General features: G+C 63.0%; 15 protein-coding genes. 8 read left to right on the top strand and 7 right to left on the bottom strand.

The features are described 5' to 3' along the window. Positions 1–36: 36 nt before the first annotated feature. Positions 37–1587 (bottom strand): phospholipase D family protein, encoded by a 1551-nt coding sequence (locus tag SB765_RS07330; protein ID WP_410931136.1) that lies wholly within the window; start codon positions 1585–1587, stop codon positions 37–39. A 59-nt stretch (positions 1588–1646) separates the two neighbouring features. Beyond that, positions 1647–3077 (bottom strand): aminotransferase class I/II-fold pyridoxal phosphate-dependent enzyme, encoded by a 1431-nt coding sequence (locus tag SB765_RS07325; protein ID WP_174370591.1) that lies wholly within the window; start codon positions 3075–3077, stop codon positions 1647–1649. Between the two features lie 178 nt (positions 3078–3255). Here SB765_RS07325 and SB765_RS07320 point away from each other — a divergent pair, with 178 nt between their 5' ends. Continuing rightward, a complete protein-coding gene (locus SB765_RS07320) occupies positions 3256–3486 on the top strand; it encodes a DUF1127 domain-containing protein (protein ID WP_410911804.1) in 231 nt (76 codons plus the stop codon). A gap of 42 nt (positions 3487–3528) precedes the next feature. Here SB765_RS07320 and SB765_RS07315 read toward each other — a convergent pair whose 3' ends face one another. Together SB765_RS07315 and SB765_RS07310 are read right to left on the bottom strand one after the other, a co-directional pair. Next, positions 3529–4821 carry an NAD(P)/FAD-dependent oxidoreductase gene (locus SB765_RS07315; protein WP_410931135.1) on the bottom strand — a complete coding sequence of 431 codons (1293 nt, stop codon included), beginning with the start codon at positions 4819–4821 and terminating at the stop codon, positions 3529–3531. A gap of 74 nt (positions 4822–4895) precedes the next feature. After that, positions 4896–5864 carry an RHS repeat-associated core domain-containing protein gene (locus tag SB765_RS07310; RefSeq protein WP_410931134.1) on the bottom strand — a complete coding sequence of 323 codons (969 nt, stop codon included), beginning with the start codon at positions 5862–5864 and terminating at the stop codon, positions 4896–4898. Positions 5865–6005: 141 nt separating this feature from the next. Between SB765_RS07310 and SB765_RS07305 the strand changes: the two genes are divergently transcribed. Beyond that, positions 6006–6359 (top strand): YkgJ family cysteine cluster protein, encoded by a 354-nt coding sequence (locus SB765_RS07305; RefSeq protein ID WP_341797118.1) that lies wholly within the window; start codon positions 6006–6008, stop codon positions 6357–6359. A gap of 2 nt (positions 6360–6361) precedes the next feature. Here SB765_RS07305 and dadR read toward each other — a convergent pair whose 3' ends face one another. Then, on the bottom strand, positions 6362–6850 hold the full coding sequence (gene dadR / locus SB765_RS07300) for a transcriptional regulator DadR (protein ID WP_003258963.1): 489 nt from the start codon (positions 6848–6850) through the stop codon (positions 6362–6364). Between the two features lie 156 nt (positions 6851–7006). Here dadR and dadA point away from each other — a divergent pair, with 156 nt between their 5' ends. From dadA to SB765_RS07275, 5 genes are all read left to right on the top strand, one after another. Further along, positions 7007–8311: a D-amino acid dehydrogenase gene (gene dadA, locus SB765_RS07295; RefSeq protein ID WP_019472517.1), complete on the top strand. Its 1305-nt coding sequence runs from the start codon at positions 7007–7009 to the stop codon at positions 8309–8311. A 144-nt stretch (positions 8312–8455) separates the two neighbouring features. Continuing rightward, the gene (gene alr / locus SB765_RS07290; RefSeq protein ID WP_410931133.1) at positions 8456–9529 is read left to right on the top strand and encodes an alanine racemase; all 1074 of its coding nucleotides are present in this window, start codon (positions 8456–8458) and stop codon (positions 9527–9529) included. 109 nt (positions 9530–9638) lie between these two features. Beyond that, positions 9639–10187 carry a cupin domain-containing protein gene (locus tag SB765_RS07285; protein ID WP_016489803.1) on the top strand — a complete coding sequence of 183 codons (549 nt, stop codon included), beginning with the start codon at positions 9639–9641 and terminating at the stop codon, positions 10185–10187. Positions 10188–10341: 154 nt separating this feature from the next. Beyond that, entirely contained in the window at positions 10342–10746 is a 405-nt protein-coding gene (locus tag SB765_RS07280) for a c-type cytochrome (RefSeq protein ID WP_033692624.1), read from the top strand. Between the two features lie 144 nt (positions 10747–10890). Further along, positions 10891–12747, top strand: a complete 1857-nt coding sequence (locus SB765_RS07275; protein WP_410931132.1) for an acetyl-CoA hydrolase/transferase C-terminal domain-containing protein — start codon at positions 10891–10893, stop codon at positions 12745–12747. Between the two features lie 119 nt (positions 12748–12866). Here the strand turns inward: SB765_RS07275 and SB765_RS07270 are convergent, their stop codons facing one another. Next, positions 12867–13439, bottom strand: coding sequence for a xanthine phosphoribosyltransferase (locus SB765_RS07270; protein WP_003253535.1), 573 nt, complete (start codon positions 13437–13439; stop codon positions 12867–12869). A 64-nt stretch (positions 13440–13503) separates the two neighbouring features. Further along, the gene (rep, locus tag SB765_RS07265; protein WP_341797115.1) at positions 13504–15513 is read right to left on the bottom strand and encodes a DNA helicase Rep; all 2010 of its coding nucleotides are present in this window, start codon (positions 15511–15513) and stop codon (positions 13504–13506) included. A gap of 402 nt (positions 15514–15915) precedes the next feature. On the opposite strand from rep, the gene SB765_RS07260 reads away from it, so the two are divergent. Beyond that, positions 15916–17475 (top strand): putative bifunctional diguanylate cyclase/phosphodiesterase, encoded by a 1560-nt coding sequence (locus SB765_RS07260; protein WP_410931188.1) that lies wholly within the window; start codon positions 15916–15918, stop codon positions 17473–17475. Positions 17476–17480 lie beyond the last annotated feature (5 nt).

The following is a 17480-nucleotide window of genomic DNA, read 5'->3' as shown; positions in this document are numbered from 1 at the left end:
GGATTTTGGGGCCGCAAGCAGCCCCAAAGATGGCAACTACAACATCTTCTCCAAGCCAACCGCCTTGCTGATCCAGGCATTGAACCGCCGCCACATTCCACCCGGTTCAGACGTCAGTACGTGCCGCTGGCCATTGTCCTCGGTGGCCCACACCAGCTTGTCACCCATCAATTTCACCTGATAGCTCAGCGCGGGCGCCATGCCCTGCTGGGCCAGTTCGCGGGTGTATTCGGCCAGCTCCGGGCTGTCTACCAGCACCCCGACCTCGGTGTTCCACAGCACTGAACGTGGGTCGAAGTTGAACGAGCCTATGAAAGTCTTGCGCCGGTCGAAAACGATCGCCTTGGTGTGCAGGCTCGAATCGGAGCTGCCACGGAAGCTCAACCGCCCTGCGCTGGGATCGCCTGGCTGGCGGCGAAGCTCGTAAAGCTCCACCCCGTGCTCAAGCAAGGCCCGGCGATAGGGTGCATAGCCGCCATGCACCGCCGGCACGTCGGTGGCTTCCAGCGAGTTGGTCAGCAGTTTCACCGAAACGCCGGCGTCGGCGCGGCCGGTCAGGTACAGCAGCCCCGGTTCACCCGGCACAAAGTAGGCCGAAGCCAGGATCAGCTCGCTGTGCACGTTGGCCAGGTCTGGTGCCAGTTGCTGGCTCAGCAGCAGTTGCGGGTCTGGCTCGTCGTCGGCCAACACCTTGCTTGGGGCATCCCATAGCGCTTGGGCGTGTGCCCAGATCAGCTCGTTGCGCCACACATCGAGGCGCGGTTGCGACTGGTAGGCCATCAAGCGGTCGTACAGGGCTTTGCGCTGGGTGCGCGCCTCGGCCAGGGACACTTCCAGGCGATGGCGGCTGGCACGCAGGTCGTTGGCATCCGGCTCATGCCAGAGGAAGTCGGTGATCGGCCGGCTGAGGGCGCTGTTCCAGTATTGGTCGAAACTGTGCCCCAGCTGCTCGGCCACCGGGCCTATACCCAGCAGGTCGATGTCGGTGAAGTTGAGGTTGGGCTCGGCATCGAAATACTCGTCGCCCAGGTTACGCCCGCCGACAATCGCCATGCTGTTGTCCACCAGGAACAGCTTGTTGTGCATGCGCCGGTGCTGGCGCGACAGGTTGAACAGCCGGCCCATGGCGCGCGTTACGCCTGTGCTGCGGCCCAGGTGCAGCGGGTTGAACACGCGGATCTGGATGTTGGGGTGGGCATCGAGGGTGCCCATGATGGTGTCCAGGCCGTCGCTGGTGGTGTCGTCCAGCAGGATGCGCACACGCACGCCACGGTCGGCGGCACGCAGCAGTTCATGCACCAGGGCGCGGGTGCTGAGGCCGTCGTGGACGATGTAGTACTGCAGGTCGATGCTCGCTTGGGCGTTGCGGATCAGTTCGGCACGGGCGCGGAACGCTTCATTGCTGTTGGGCAGCAGGCGAAAGCCCGAACGGCCGCCGTAGGGTGCTGCCTGGCGCAGTACCGAGCGGCCGAAGGCGGAGTCATTGGCGGGCAGCGCCTGGCTGGTTTCGCGGGGCGAGCTGACGCTGGCGCAGCCGGCAAGGCCGAGCAGCACCAGCAGCAGAGGCAAGGCGTGCTGGAGTCTCAAGGGTGGATCGTCCTGTGCAGCAAGGGCTTTGGGGTTGGACCGTCGCGGGCGGCGCAAAGTTACGCGTCGGCGCTTTCTTCATCCAGTAGACGAAGGGCGGTTTCCCCTACCTTGCGCACGGCAGCCTCGATCTGCGGCGTCGGCCGCGCGGCGAAGTTCATGCGCAGGCAGTGGCGAAACTTGCCCGAAGCCGAGAAGATGCTGCCCACCGCAACTTGCACACCTTGCTCCAGTAAAGCCCGGTTCAGGCGCAGCGTATCGAAATGTTCGGGTAGTTCCACCCACAGCATGAAGCCACCCTGGGGGCGGCTGACGCGGGTGCCCGGCGGGAAGTAGCGGGTTACCCATTCGCTCATCAGGTCTCGGCCACGCTGGTACTGGCTGCGCATGCGCCGCACGTGGGGCTGGTAGTGGCCGCCGGCGATGAAGTCGGCGATGGCCAGCTGCGGCTGGCTGGCGCTGCTGCCGGTGCTGATGTACTTCATGTGCAGCACCCGCTCCAGGTAGCGCCCGGGCGCCACCCAGCCCACCCGCAGGCCGGGGGCGAGGGTCTTGGAAAACGAGCTGCAGAACAGCACGCGGCCATCGTCGTCGAACGACTTGAGCGTACGCGGGCGCGGGTAGGTGTACGCCAGGTCGCCGTACACATCGTCCTCCAGAATCGCCACGTCGTAGCGCTGGGCCAGGCTCAGCAGGGCCTTCTTACGGGCCTCGGGCATGATGTAGCCGAGCGGGTTGTTGCAGCTGGGGGTGATCTGGATGAGCTTGATCGGCCACTGTTCCAGCGCCAGTTCCAACGCCTCCAGGCTGATGCCGGTCACCGGGTCTGTGGGGATTTCCAGCGCCTTCATGCCTAGGCCCTTCAGGGTTTGCATGGCACCGTGGAAGCTGGGCGAGTCGACCGCGACGATGTCGCCTGGCTCGCAGACCGCACGAATGCTGCACGACAGCGCCTCGTGGCAACCGGTGGTCACGACCAGGTCGGCCGGGCTCAGGCGGCAACCGGAGTCGAGCATCAGCCGCGCCACCTGCTCACGCAGGGCCAGGTTGCCGTGGATGTTGTCGTAATACAGGCCAGGCATGTCCTGGCGCCGGCTCAACTGAGCCAGGCTACGCAACAGCGGCTTGAGGGTAGGGCTGTTGATGTCGGGCATGCCACGGCCGAGCTGGACCACATCCTGGCGCGGCGTGCTGCGTATCAGCTCCAGCACTTGTTCCCACTGCGAGATATCCACCGGGCGCTGGGCCGGGCGGCTTACGGCGGGCAGGGCTGGCAGGTGGCGGTGGTCGCTGACGAAGTAGCCGGATTTGGGCTTGGGCGAGACCATGCCGCCGTCTTCCAACATGCGATAGGCCTGCTGCACGGTGCTCAGGCTTACTCCGTGTTCCACACTCAGGGCGCGCACCGATGGCAGGCGCTGGCCGGGGCGATAAAGGCCTTGCTCGATACGGGCGCCGAGCAGTTCGGCCAGGTTCAGGTAGAGGGTCACGGCATACTCCTGCGCTGCATTGGCATAGCGACCGGTACAGTTGGGCTGAAAATACAGCATTCAGTCGGCCGACGGCTAATTCTGTATGGGAATAATAAGGCTGTATTGGATCTGTATTGTCGATGGTGCCGACGCGCATCCTGTCTCCACGGTATCAACTGAACGAGAGGGTGCGGTGATGGGCGGCATGAGCGATGTGCGCTTGCAACTGATGGCCAGGGAACTGGAAGCCGGGCAGCAGGCCAAGGTATTCAAAGCGCCGGAAGGGCTTGGGCGTTGGGGGCTGATGCTGCATCGCTGGCACACCCGTAGGGCGCTGCTGCAGCTGACGGATGACGAGTTGCGCGATGTCGGGCTGAGCTGGGAGCAGGCCCGTACCGAAGGGCGTAAACCCTTCTGGAAAGACTAACAACGAGACGCAAGGCCGCTCCGACGCCGACCTCGTCAGTTTTCAGATCAGCTCTTTAAGCCTGTGCCACAGCATGCCCAGCGCCAGCAGCGGCGAGCGCAGGTGCTTGCCGCCGGGGAAGGTGATATGCGGCACTTTGGCGAACAGATCGAAACGCCCGCTTTCCTGGCCACTGATGGCCTCGCCCAGCAGCCGCGCGGCCAAGTGGGTGGCGTTGAGCCCATGGCCTGAGTAGGCCTGGGCGTAATACACGTTCGGCTGGCTGGCCAGGCGGCCAACCTGCGGTAGGCGGTTGGCGCCAATGCCGATCATGCCGCCCCATTGGTAGTCGATGCGCACGTCGGCCAGCTGCGGGAACACCTTGAGCATCTTGGGCTGCATGTAGGCGGCGATGTTTTTCGGGTCGCGGCCTGAATAGTGGCAGGCACCGCCGAACAGCAGGCGGTGGTCGGCGGACAGCCGGTAGTAATCCAGCGCCACGCGCTGGTCACACACCGCCATGTTCTGCGGCAACAACGCGCGGGCGCGCTCTTCGCCCAGCGGCTCGGTGGCGATGATGTAGCTGCCGGCGGGTAGCACCTTGCCGCCCAGCTCGCGGTTGAGGCCATTGAGGTAGGCGTTGCAGCACAGCACCAAGGTCTTGGCGCGTACCCGGCCCTGGGCGGTATGCACCTGCACTTCGGGGCCATAGTCGATGCGGGTAACCTCGGACTGTTCGAACAGCTTCACACCCAGGCGGCTGGCCACGGCCGCTTCCCCCAAGGCCAGGTTGAGCGGGTGCAGGTGGCCAGAGCCCATGTCGATCAGCCCGCCCACATAGCAGTCGGCGCCGACCACGCTGTGGATATCGTCCTTGCCGACCAGCCGCAGCTCGTGCGCATAGCCCAGGCTGCGCAGTTCTTCGGCGTCTTCGGCAAAGCCCAGCAGCTCGGCCGGCTTGTTGGCCAGGTCGCAGTAGCCCCAGGTCAGGTCGCAGGCGATGGCATGCTTCTCGACCCGCTCGCGGACGATCTGCACGGCCTCCAGGCCCATCAGCTTCATGCTGCGCACGCCTTCCTCGCCTATTACCGGCAGAAACTGTTCCAGGCCGTGGCCGACGCCGCGGATCAACTGCCCGCCATTGCGCCCGCTGGCGCCCCAGCCCAGTTTGCGCGCTTCCAGCAGGATGACCGACAGGCCGCGTTCGGCCAGTTCGATGGCAGTGTTCAGGCCCGAGTAGCCGCCGCCGACGATGCATACATCGGCGCTGTGCTCGCCCTGCAGGAAGGAGTAGTCAGGGTGTGGCGCGCTGCTGGCGGCGTAGTAGGAGGCGGCATGCTGCGCGCTGTGGATCATGGGGTTGGTCCTGTGTTTATCGGCCAAAAATGGAGGATAAGCTCGGGATCAAGAGGGGGCAACCAAGCGACCATTCAAGCGCGTCTGGTTCTCCTGAGCGGTAAGGATAGTGATTGCGTTGGGTCGGGCGCATCTATAGTGCCGACGCCACGGATGTCGTACAACTGGTGAGCAGTTCCTATCGCAGCAAGAATCCCGTTGTCGGTTTGCGTGGGCAGGTTGTTTCTACTCATGCGGACCAAAGTGTTCGATGCCTTTAGTGCGGTAGCCGCCGGGAGTGCAGGGTTCCTGGCTTGAGCGTTTGCCTGCGTAATCTCAACAAGTGAGTTGACCACCCTTGTATTGCCATTGTGCATCTCCAGAACCAGCTCCCCATTCTTTGGGATTACGCTGTACGGCCTTGTCTGATTGCCGTTGATCATCTGTGGCGCAAGCTGATCGTACTGCGGTGGTGGCTCGCCCCAACCAAAATACGTTGGTGGGGATGGTCTGTTTTCTGTGGCAATTGCTTCGGAGGAGGCCGGGGAGTAGGGAGGAAGGGTAGGCTGTGCTGGAGTCTGGCTGCGATCGTTCTGGAAAATCCGGCGAATACTCTTGAGGTCACGCCATCTGACTTGCCCCGATGGATCTGAGTAGTTGAGTGGGTCGCTTGAGCAGTAGCCATATGCATTGATCCCACCCCTGAGGAACGGACTCTGAGTGTCGGCGCTTTGGAAACGCATCAATGCAGGGCTATAGCTGCGATGACCAGCGCCAAGCAGATAGCATCCACTGGCTCGATCCAGCAGTTCCCCGGTGAACCCGATGTTCACTGTACTTGTAGTGCACATATGACCAAAAGGCGTGAACGCGAAAGATTGTCGGGCTTTGTTTGCCGCGAGCAGTACAGGCGTTTGTCTGTGATCCAGGGCGGCCAAGGCAACGTCCATGGTTTTCATTTCGGCGAGGGTCAGGTCCCGTGACCGGAAGATCCGTTGCATCTCCTGGGTGCTTTTCAGCACAGCAAGCTTACTGCCGCTGTAAAAGAGTAGAATGTGGTTCATGAGCCAAGCTCTTTTAGCTGGAATGGGTAGCCGTTTTTGTCAGTTTGAAGTGAAGGTTTGTTTACCCACAACTGGCAGAATTATCAGGCTCAACGCCTCCAGCTCCTCACAAGCTTTACCCGGATGAAAGCAACCTCAGCCATGTCCTGCAACCGTCACAAGATCCACTTCCTGCGCGAACTCATTCCCTCGTTCGAGTGCGAGCCCGGCTGCCACGACTGCTGCGGCCCGGTCACCACGTCGACAGAAGAAATGGCCCGCCTGCCGCGCAAGTCCCAGGCCGAGCAGGCAGCTGCCCTGGAGCGCCTGGACTGTGTGCACCTAGGCTCCAACGGTTGCACGGTGTATGAAGAGCGCCCGATGATCTGCCGCCTTTTTGGCACCACGCCACGCATGGCCTGCCCGCGTGGCCGTGGCCCTGAGCCGATGATCGAGCCCGCAGCCGAGCAGCTCGTGCACCAGTTCATTGCCACCACCCGCCAGGTGCTGGTCTAGCCTCAGTCCGGGATCGGCAGGCAGAGGCTTTCTTTAACCTCTTCCATCACGATGTAGCTCTTCGATTCGCGCACGTGCGGCAGCTTCAGCAGGATGTCGCCAAGCAGCTTGCGGTACGACGCCATCTCCGAAATGCGCGCCTTCACCAGGTAGTCGAAGTCACCTGACACCAGGTGGCATTCCAGCACGTGGGGCAGCTTCAACACCGCGCGGCGGAACTCCTCGAAGGTGTCGCCCGACTTGTAGTCCAGGCTGATTTCCACGAACACCAGCAGGCTGCCCTTGAGGTGCTGCGGGTTCAGGCGGGCGTTGTAGCCCATGATGATGCCCTCGCGCTCCAGACGGCGAACCCGCTCGGTGCAAGGGGTGGTGGACAGCCCAACTTTCTCGCCCAGTTCGGTGAAGGAAATACGCCCGTCATTCTGCAGGATCCGCAGGATGTTACGGTCGATCTTGTCCAGTTCACGCTTGCTCTGGTGCTGGGTTCTCATAGGGGATGCCCCTCCGTGAAAGGCGATTTTGCCGAGAATTCTCGCCAATAATAGGCTTTTATATAGTGAATTGCACTGGTCTCAAATTCCTATACTGCGCCCATTCATGCCATATCAATAAAAGTCTGCGGCGTGCCGCGTGTGAGGGATATAACGATGCGAGTTCTGGTACTTGGTAGCGGTGTAATCGGAACCGCCAGTGCCTACTACCTGGCCCGGCAAGGTTTCGAAGTGACGGTGGTTGACCGCCAGCCGGCGGTGGCCATGGAAACCAGTTTTGCCAACGCCGGCCAGATCTCGCCCGGCTATGCCTCGCCCTGGGCCGCCCCAGGCGTGCCGCTGAAGGCCATCAAGTGGCTGCTGGAGCGCCACGCTCCCCTGGCCATCAAGCTCACCGGCGACGTCGACCAGTACCTGTGGATGGCGCAGATGCTGCGCAACTGCACCGCCAGCCGTTACGCGGTGAACAAGGAGCGCATGGTGCGCCTGTCCGAGTACAGCCGCGACTGCCTGGACGAACTGCGCGCCGAAACCGGCATTGCCTATGAAAGCCGCTCTTTGGGTACCACCCAGCTGTTCCGCACCCAGGCCCAGGTGGATGCCGCGGCCAAGGACATTGCCGTGCTCGAGCAGTCTGGCGTGCCTTACGAACTGCTGGACCGCGAGGGTATTGCCCGCGTCGAACCCGCCCTGGCTGGCGTGAAGGACATTCTGGCCGGCGCCCTGCGCCTGCCTAACGACCAGACCGGCGACTGCCAGATGTTCACCACCAAGCTCGCCGACATGGCCATCAAGCTGGGTGTGGAGTTCCGTTTTGGCCAGGACATCCAACGCCTGGACTTCGCGGGCGACCGCATCAATGGCGTGTGGATCGACGGCAAGCTGGAAACCGCCGACCGCTACGTGCTGGCGCTGGGCAGCTACTCGCCGCAGATGCTCAAGCCGCTGGGCATCAAGGCGCCGGTGTACCCGCTGAAGGGCTACTCGCTGACCGTACCGATCACCAACGGCGACATGGCCCCGACTTCGACCATTCTCGACGAGACCTACAAGGTCGCGATCACCCGTTTCGACAACCGTATCCGGGTTGGCGGCATGGCTGAAATTGCCGGTTTTGACCTGTCGCTGAACCCGCGTCGGCGCGAAACGCTGGAGATGATCGTCAACGACCTTTATCCTCGCGGCGGTGACCTGAGCCAGGCCAGCTTCTGGACCGGGCTGCGTCCGGCGACCCCGGACGGCACACCGATCGTTGGTGCCACGGCGTTCCGCAACCTGTTCCTGAACACCGGTCACGGTACCCTGGGCTGGACCATGGCGTGCGGCTCCGGTCGCCTGCTGGCCGACCTGATTGCGCGCAAGAAACCGCAGATCAGTGCCGAAGGCCTGGACATTTCCCGTTATGGCAACAGCCGGGAAGCGACCAAGCACGGGCAGGGCGCGCCGGTTCACCAGCAGTAATAGCCTGTACCGGCCTTTTCGCGGGCTCGCCCGCTCCCACAGGTACTGCACAGTCTTCAATACCTGTGATGCTCCTGTGGGAGCGGACGAGCCCGCGAAGAATCCAATACCGATTTCAACCCGAACCACCATAAGGCAGCCGCCATGCGTCCCGCCCGCGCCCTGATCGACCTCCAGGCCCTGCGCCACAACTACCGTCTGGCCCGTGAACTGACCGGTGCCAAAGCCCTCGCCGTGATCAAGGCCGACGCCTATGGCCACGGTGCCGTACGCTGCGCCCTGGCCCTGGAGGCCGAAGCCAACGGCTTTGCCGTGGCTTGCATCGAAGAGGCGCTGGAGTTGCGCGCCGCCGGTATCAAGGCCCCGGTGCTGTTGCTGGAAGGCTTCTTCGAAGCCAGCGAGCTGGCGCTGATTGCCGAGCACGACCTGTGGTGCGTGGTGCACTCGCTGTGGCAGCTGGAAGCCATCGAGAAAACCCAGCTGCATAAGCCGCTCACCGTCTGGCTGAAGCTGGACAGCGGCATGCACCGCGTCGGCCTGCACCCCAAGGACTACCACGACGCCTACCAGCGCCTGCTGGCCAGCGGCAAGGTTTCGCGCATCGTGCTGATGAGCCACTTCGCCCGCGCCGACGAACTGGATGCCGACGCTACCGCCCAGCAGATCGCCGTGTTCGAAGCCGCCCGCCAGGGCCTGGCTGCCGAGTGCAGCCTGCGCAACTCGCCCGGCGTGCTGGGCTGGCCGCAAGCGCCCGGCGATTGGGTACGCCCAGGCCTGATGCTGTACGGCGCCACGCCGTTCGAAGTGCCCCAGGCCCAGGCCGCACGCCTGCAACCGGTGATGACCCTGCAATCGCGGGTCATCAGCGTGCGCGAGCTGCCTGCCGGCGAGCCGGTGGGCTACGGCGCCAAGTTCGTCAGCCCACGGCCAACCCGTGTTGGCGTGGTCGCCATGGGCTATGCCGATGGCTACCCGCGCCAGGCACCCAACGGCACCCCTGTGCTGGTCGCCGGCCAGCGCACTCAGCTGATCGGCCGGGTGTCGATGGACATGCTCAACATCGACCTGACCGACGTGCCGCAAGCCACCGTCGGCAGCCCGGTCGAATTGTGGGGCAAGCAGGTGCTGGCCAGCGAAGTGGCCGCACACGCGGGCACTATTCCTTACCAGATCTTCTGCAACCTGAAGCGGGTATCGCGGGACTACATCGGCGAATGACACGCTGAAGCGGACAGGTTGAGGGGCGGTGTGTTGTAAATACTGAACGGCATTGCCATGATATCGTTCACATCCACCCCCCTTTCCACCGTTTCAGGAGGCTCCAGCTTTGGACGTCGGCGAACGACTGCAAGCCATCCGCAAGCTCAAGGGCCTGTCCCAGCGCGAACTCGCCAAGCGTGCCGGTGTGACCAACAGCACCATCTCGATGATCGAGAAGAACAGCGTGAGCCCCTCCATCAGCTCGCTGCGCAAGGTGCTGAGCGGCATTCCCATGTCGATGGTCGAGTTCTTTTCGGTCGAGCTGGAACCTGAAAGCCCCACTCAGATCGTCTACAAGGCCCACGAGCTGATCGATATCTCGGACGGCGCGGTGACCATGAAGCTGGTGGGCAAGTCGCACCCCAACCGTGCCATCGCGTTTCTCACCGAGGTGTATCCGCCAGGTGCCGACACCGGTGCCGAGATGCTCACCCATGACGGCGAGGAAACCGGCATCCTGCTCGAAGGGCGGCTGGAGCTGGTGGTCGGCAACGAGATCTTCATCCTGGAAGAAGGCGACAGCTACTACTTCGAAAGCACGCGTCCGCACCGCTTTCGCAACCCTTTCAACCAGCCTGCGCGCCTGATCAGTGCGGCGACGCCTTCAAACTTTTGATCCAGCGCAGTGCATTGATTCGGCAATACCCCTTTCCCGTGTAGGGTCGTTTCACGGCCTCTGGGTTCCCGCTATACTTTTCAACGCTCGCCGTTCCGTGGCCGCGAGCGTGATTAGCCACCATGAGGGTGTTCGCGTGAACCAAATCAAGAAGATGCTGGCCGTACCAGCAGCCGTATTCGCCCTCTGGGCAATGAGCGCAACCGCTGCGACCAATGACGACATTGCCAAACGCCTGGAGCCGGTTGGCCAGGTGTGCGTCCAGGGCCAGGAATGCAAAGGCATGGAAGTGGCTGTTGCAGCGGGGGGCGGGGGTGCCAAGACCCCAGATGAGATCATCGCCAAGCACTGCAATGCCTGCCATGGCACCGGGCTGCTTGGTGCGCCTAAAGTGGGCGATACCGCCGCGTGGAAAGAACGCGCCGACCACCAGGGCGGCCTGGATGGCATCCTGGCCAAGGCCATTACCGGCATCAACGCCATGCCGCCCAAAGGCACCTGCGCGGACTGCTCGGATGACGACCTGAAAGGGGCGATCAAGAAGATGTCCGGGCTGTAAGACACAGCTGAATTGCATCAGGCCCGCCGTTGATGGCGGGCTTTGTTTTTGTGGTGCCTGTGCTGGCCCTTTCGCGGGCACAGGCAACCAACCCGCCAGTGCCATGTCCAACCCCTGAACCCATGGATGTCTCAGGAGGTCCCGATGCACCTCTGCTCCATCGACCAGGCTGTCGAGCAGGTCTTGTCCCGGCTGCCGGCCCATATCCACATGGGCCTGCCTTTGGGCCTGGGCAAGCCTAATGCTTTCGTGAACGCCCTGTACGCCCGGGTGCGCGAGCTGCCCGAGCGGCGGCTGACTATCTACACGGCGCTGTCCCTCGGCCGCCCACCATTGGGCGACGGCCTGCAGCGGCGCTTTCTCGAACCCTTCGTCGAGCGCGTCTTCGCCGACTACGAAGAGCTCGACTACCTTGCCGACCTGCGCAATGACAGCCTGCCGCCGAACATCCGCGTCGAGCAGTTTTTCATGCAGCCCGGCAGCCTGCTGCACAGCGAGGCTGCCCAGCAGGATTACATCAGCAGCAACTACAGCCACGCCGCACGCGACATCAACGCCAAGGGCCTGAACCTGGTCGCGCAACTGGTGGCCGCCACACCTGAAAGGCCTGTTCACCTGAGCCTTGCCTGCAACCCCGACATCACCCTCGACCTGCTGCCGATGATCGCCAAGCGCCGCGCGGCCGGCGAGACCATCCTCATGCTCGGCCAGGTGCACGCCGAACTGCCCTACATGCCCGGCGATGCGGAACTGCCCATCGATGCGTTCGACCTGTTGATCGACGAGGCCGAGCAACGTCGCCTGTTCTCCACACCGAACATGCCGGTGGGCACCCAGGACCACTGCATCGGCTTGCACGCCAGCACACTGGTACGCGATGGCGGCACCCTGCAGATCGGCATCGGTGCAATGGGCGATGCAGTTGCCGCCGCGTTGCTGGCCCGCCAGGGTGACAACGCAGGCTACCGCGCCTTGCTCGACGAGCTGGATACGGGCCCGTGGCATGCGCTGATCGAGCGCGAAGGGGGGCTGGGGACGTTTGCCCAAGGCCTGTACGGCTGCAGCGAGATGTTCGTCAATGGCCTGCTGGTACTGGCCGAAGCAGGCCTGCTGCGGCGCCCGGCCGATGACGAAGGGCCAGTGGTGCATGGCGGTTTTTTCCTTGGCCCGCAGGCGTTCTACCAGCGGTTGAGGGAGATGCCACTCGAACAGCGCGCGCGGTTTGCCATGACCCGTATCAGCTTCATCAACGAGCTGTACGGGCAGGAAGAACTCAAGCGACGTCAGCGCCGCGATGCGCGCTTCATCAACACGGCATTCGCCATGACCTTGCTCGGCGCCGGGGTGGCCGATCAGCTGGAAGACGGCCGCGTGCTCAGTGGCGTGGGCGGGCAGTACAACTTCGTCGCCCAAGGCCATGCGCTAGAGGGAGGGCGCTCGATTCTGCTGCTGCGCAGCTGGCGCGAGGCAGGCGGGGAGGTGACTTCAAACCTGTTCTGGACGTATGGCCACTGCACCATACCCCGGCACCTGCGCGATATCGTGGTGACCGAATACGGCATTGCCGACTTGCGTGGGCAGACCGACAGCGAGGTAATTGCGCGGTTGCTGGCGGTGAGCGATTCGCGTTTCCAGCAGGGGCTCATCGAGCAGGCAAAAGAGGCCGGCAAGCTGCCCAAGGATTTTGAGCTGGACGCTCGCTTTACTGACAATACGCCGCAGCGGTTGGAGGCGATCAGGGCGCGGCATGCGCGGCTGTTCCCGGAGTATCCGATGGGGACGGACTTCACGGCTGAAGAGCGCGACCTGTTGCGGGCGCTGAACTGGTTGAAGAGCAAGTTCAAGCTGAGCGAGGTGCTGGAGCTGGGCAAGGCAGCGTTGGATGCGCCGGGGCCGGAGGGGTATCAAGGGCACCTGGGGCGGATGGGGCTGGCCGCTCCGCAGGGATTGAAGGAAGAGCTGTATCAGCGGCTTTTGCTGGCAGGGTTGGCGGCGACCTGAAAATTGCCGGGGCTGCTTTGCAGCCCATCGCGACACAAGGCCGCTCCTACAAGGGTTATGCGTTTTCCTGTAGGAGCGGCCTTGTGTCGCGATGGGCCGCAGAGCAGCCCCAGTGGGCATCACTCGATGAAGCTGACCACACCGCCTTCCAGCGACTTCACCCGGGCCAGCGATTCAACGCGGTAGCCCTGGCTGTCCAGCTCGGCACGGCCGCCCTGGAACGACTTCTCGATCACGATACCCAGGCCAGCCACGGTGGCACCGGCTTGCTTGATGATCGAGATCAGCGCTTGCGACGCCTTGCCGTTGGCCAGGAAGTCGTCGATCACCAGCACGCGGTCGCTGCTGTTGAGGTGGCGTGGCGAAATGGCCACGGTGTTCTCGGTCTGCTTGGTGAAGGAGTACACCGAGGCAGTCAGCAGGTTCTCGGTCAGGGTCAGCGACTGGTGCTTGCGCGCAAAGATCACCGGTACGCCCAGTTTCAGGCCAGTCATCACGGCCGGGGCAATGCCCGAGGCTTCGATGGTGACAATCTTGGTCACGCCGGCATCGGCGAACAGGCGGGCGAACTCGTCACCGATCAGCTGCATCAGCGCCGGGTCGATCTGGTGGTTGAGAAACGCGTCGACTTTGAGAACCTGGTCGGAAAGCACGATGCCTTCTTCGCGAATCTTCTGATGCAGTGCTTCCACTTTGTTTTCCTCGATGTAGCAAAGGTGGCCGCAAATAGCGGCAAAGTTTAAGAGTAATGGTTGATCAGCGTTTGAGCATTGCCCGGATATCGGCCAGGGCGTTGTTGCCGCGTGCGGCCTTTACCTCGACCGGCGCATCGTCCAGGCCCTCCCAGGCCAGGTCGTCCGGAGGCAGTTCGTCAAGGAACCGGCTGGGCGTGCAGTCGATGATTTCACCGTACTGCTTGCGCTTGGCAGCGAAGGTGAAGGCCAGGGTCTGGCGCGCGCGGGTGATGCCCACGTAGGCCAGGCGGCGCTCCTCTTCGATGGTGTCGGCCTCGATGCTGGAGCGATGCGGGAGGATTTCCTCTTCCATGCCCATGATGAACACGTAGGGGAACTCCAGGCCCTTGGAGGCGTGCAGGGTCATCATCTGCACACCTTCGGCGTTCTCTTCTTCTTCCTGCTGGCGCTCGAGCATGTCACGCAACACCAGCTTGCCGATGGCGTCCTCGATAGTCATGTCACCCTCTTCGTCCTTCTCGAGGGTGTTTTTCAGCGCTTCGACCAGGAACCAGACGTTGCTGATCCGGAAGTCCGCCGCCTTGTCGCTGGCGGTCTGCTGGCGGATCCAGTTCTCGTAGTCGATATCGCGGATCATCTCGTGCAGCGCGGCAATCGGGTCTTCCAGTGCTACCTTGTGGCGTACCCCGTCGAGCCAGTGCTTGAAGCGCTGCAAACGCTCGGTGTAGCGGGCGTCCAGGTGCTCACCCAGGCCCAGCTCCTCGCTGGCGGCGTACATAGAAATGCCGCGCTCGGTGGAATAGTTGCCGAGCTTTTCCAGGGTGGTGGAGCCGATTTCGCGGCGCGGTACGTTGATTACCCGCAGGTAGGCGTTGTCATCGTCCGGGTTCACCAACAGGCGCAGGTAGGCCATCAGGTCCTTGACCTCCTGGCGGCCGAAGAAGCTGTTGCCGCCCGACAGGCGATACGGCACCTGGTGGTGCTGCAGCTTCAGTTCGATCAGCTTGGCCTGGTAGTTACCGCGGTAGAGGATTGCGAAATCGCTGTACGGGCGATTGGTGCGCAGGTGCAAGGTGAGGATTTCCATGGCCACGCGTTCGGCCTCGGCTTCCTCGTTCTTGCAGCGGATGACGCGGATCTCGTCGCCCACGCCCATCTCGCTCCACAGCTGTTTCTCGAACGCGTGCGGGTTGTTGGCGATCAACACGTTGGCACAGCGCAGGATGCGGCTGGTGGAGCGGTAGTTCTGCTCGAGCATGACGATCTTCAGGGAAGGGTAGTCCTCCTTGAGCAGCATCAGGTTCTCGGGGCGGGCACCGCGCCAGGCATAGATCGACTGGTCGTCGTCGCCCACCACGGTGAACTGGTTGCGCATGCCGATCAGCATTTTCACCAGCAGGTACTGGCTGGCGTTGGTGTCCTGGTATTCGTCCACCAGCAGGTAGCGCACGCGGTTCTGCCAGCGCTCCAGTACCTCGGGGTGCTCCTGGAACAGTTTGACCGGCTGCAGGATCAGGTCGTCGAAGTCCACCGCGTTAAACGCCTTGAGCGTGCGCTGGTAGTGGGTGTAGACGATGGCGGCGGTCTGCTCGCGCGGGTTGCGCGCCTTTTCCAGGGCCTCGGGTGGCAGGACCAGGTCGTTCTTCCAGGCACCGATCATGTTCTTGATCTCGTCGATGCCGTCGTCGCCGGAGTATTCCTTCTGCATGATGTCCGACAGCAACGCCTTGATGTCGGACTCGTCGAAGATCGAGAAGCCTGGCTTGTAGCCCAGCTTGTCGTGCTCCTTGCGGATGATGTTCAGGCCCAGGTTGTGGAAGGTACACACCGTCAGGCCACGGCCTTCCCCCGGGCGCAGCAGGGTGGCGACCCGCTCCTTCATCTCGCGTGCGGCCTTGTTGGTGAAGGTCATCGCCACGATGTACTGGGCACGGATGCCGCAGTTCTGAATGAGGTGGGCAATCTTGCGCGTGATCACGCTGGTCTTGCCCGAACCTGCACCGGCGAGCACCAAAAGAGGGCCGCCGACGTAGTCACGGGCTTCTTGCTGCCTGGGATTGAGTCGGGACATGCTAGAAACCGGGGGTCGCCAGAAAATAGCCGCGCATTCTAACAGGCATGGGGCGGTTGTGGCGCGACCGTCTGACGTCTGAGTCAGACTTTTGTCCGCCTCATTATTAGCGCCACTAATGCTAGCAACTGAAAAAATCATATTTGCCGGCTCGTCTGGTTTCGAGCACGATGCACGACAAAATACGTCGGGATGCTACGCCCGCAAATGCATGTATAAAAGTGAAAATCATTTTCATTAATGCAGTAGCATACTGGCAGTTATCGTTGCACCGTGAAGTCCTAAGGAGCCCGCTTGTCCACGCCTGTCGAACCTTTGCGTTTGCTGCTGTTGGCTGATGAGCCGCAATGGGCCGCCTTGTTGCACGCCTGCATACCTGCCCTTAACGGCAGTGCCGTGCTGCTGACCGCGCCTGACTGGGACTCGGTCGATAGCCTGTTCAGCCATGATCGCCAGGCCGTGGTGCTGGCAACCCCGGCCCTGCAGCCGGTGCCTGGGCGCTGCGAGCTGCCGACCATCCTGCTGCTCGAGCACGAGCCCGAGGTGGCGCCCAGCGCCGTCAGCGACTGGCTGGTACGCGACCAGCTCAATGCCGACACCCTGCGCCGCTCGCTGCGCCATGTGCGCGAACGCGGGGTGCTGGTGGCCACCTTGCAGCGCCTGGCCGAACAGGACCCACTGACCGGCATCGCCAACCGCCAGGGCTTCCAGGCCTTGCTGACCGCGCGCCTGGCCGAGAACGAGGGCCGTGGCATTGCCTTGGGCCATCTGGACCTGGACAACTTTCGCCACGTCAACGATGCGCTGGGCCACCAGAGCGGCGACCGCCTGATCCTGCAGGTGGTGGCACGGCTGCAAAACCAGCTCGAAGCAGGCGACCAGCTGGCTCGCCTGGGCAGCGACGAGTTCGCCTTGCTGATCGACACCCGCCGCGACGCCAACCGCGCTGAATGGATTGGCGAGCGCATCGTCGAGGCCCTGGCCGAACCCTACTGGATCGACGGCGAAAGCCTGCTGCTGGGTTGCAGCCTGGGCCTGGCCCATGCCCGCGCGCAGAGCGGTGCCGACCCGCTGATGTGGCATGCGCACATCGCCATGCGCCAGGCCAAGGGCAGCCAGGGCTGCACCTTCCATGTGTTCAATGAACGCATCAATCGCAACGCCCGCAGCCTTGCTGACCTGGAAAGCGAGCTGCGCCGCGCGCTGCGCCGTGACGAGCTGGAGCTGCACTACCAGCCGCGGCTCGACCTGGCCGACGGGCGCATTGTCGGCCTGGAGGCGCTGGTGCGCTGGCGCCATGCCGAACGCGGGCTGTTACCGCCCAGCGAATTCGTGCCCCTGGCCGAGCAGAGCGGCCTGATCGTGCCGTTGGGCTACTGGGTCATCTCCCGTGCCTTGCGCGACATGCAGGCGCTGTGTGAGCGCGGGCTGGAGCCGCTGCACATGGCCGTAAACCTGAGTTTTCGGCAGTTCCAGGACAGCCAGCTGCTGGCCACCCTGAGCCGCCTGATCCTTGAGCATGGCGTGGACGCCCGCTGGTTGGAGTTCGAACTGACCGAGACGGCGGTGATGCGCCGCAACGAGGTGGTGCGCCAGACCATGGACGCCCTCGGCCGCTTGGGCGTGCGCTTCTCGCTCGACGATTTTGGCACAGGGTTCTCTTCGTTCGTGCACCTCAACAGCCTGCCGATCACCTTGCTAAAGGTGGACCGCAGCTTTGTAGCAGAAATGGAAATGCGCGAGGAGAACCGCAAGCTGGTGCACGCCATGATCAACCTGGCGCACAACCTCAACCTCGAAGTGGTGGCCGAGGGAGTGGAGAGCGAAGAGCAGTTGGCGTTGTTGCGTGGGTTTGGCTGTGACCAGGTGCAGGGCTTTTTGGTCAGCAAGCCGCTGCCGGTGGGGGAGTTGATCGATTTTTTGCTGAAGGTGCCTGGCTGTCAGTTGGATGCTGTCCTTTAGGGCCC

The sequence above is a fragment of the Pseudomonas sp. SIMBA_067 genome (assembly GCF_046534675.1).
In the GTDB taxonomy this organism is placed as follows: Bacteria; Pseudomonadota; Gammaproteobacteria; order Pseudomonadales; family Pseudomonadaceae; genus Aquipseudomonas; species Aquipseudomonas putida.
The sequence above is the reverse complement of the archived record's forward strand: the minus strand, read 5'-3'. Positions and strand labels throughout refer to the sequence as shown.

Bases quoted from the DNA above. Each gene is read 5' to 3' on its own strand.
- SB765_RS07320 (WP_410911804.1), top strand. From the start codon at position 3,256: ATGGGCGGCATGAGCGATGTGCGCTTGCAACTGATGGCCAGGGAACTG.
- SB765_RS07315 (WP_410931135.1), bottom strand. From the start codon at position 4,821: ATGATCCACAGCGCGCAGCATGCCGCCTCCTACTACGCCGCCAGCAGC.
- SB765_RS07310 (WP_410931134.1), bottom strand. From the start codon at position 5,864: ATGAACCACATTCTACTCTTTTACAGCGGCAGTAAGCTTGCTGTGCTG.
- SB765_RS07305 (WP_341797118.1), top strand. From the start codon at position 6,006: ATGTCCTGCAACCGTCACAAGATCCACTTCCTGCGCGAACTCATTCCC.
- dadR (WP_003258963.1), bottom strand. From the start codon at position 6,850: ATGAGAACCCAGCACCAGAGCAAGCGTGAACTGGACAAGATCGACCGT.
- dadA (WP_019472517.1), top strand. From the start codon at position 7,007: ATGCGAGTTCTGGTACTTGGTAGCGGTGTAATCGGAACCGCCAGTGCC.
- alr (WP_410931133.1), top strand. From the start codon at position 8,456: ATGCGTCCCGCCCGCGCCCTGATCGACCTCCAGGCCCTGCGCCACAAC.
- SB765_RS07280 (WP_033692624.1), top strand. From the start codon at position 10,342: ATGCTGGCCGTACCAGCAGCCGTATTCGCCCTCTGGGCAATGAGCGCA.
- SB765_RS07275 (WP_410931132.1), top strand. From the start codon at position 10,891: ATGCACCTCTGCTCCATCGACCAGGCTGTCGAGCAGGTCTTGTCCCGG.
- rep (WP_341797115.1), bottom strand. From the start codon at position 15,513: ATGTCCCGACTCAATCCCAGGCAGCAAGAAGCCCGTGACTACGTCGGC.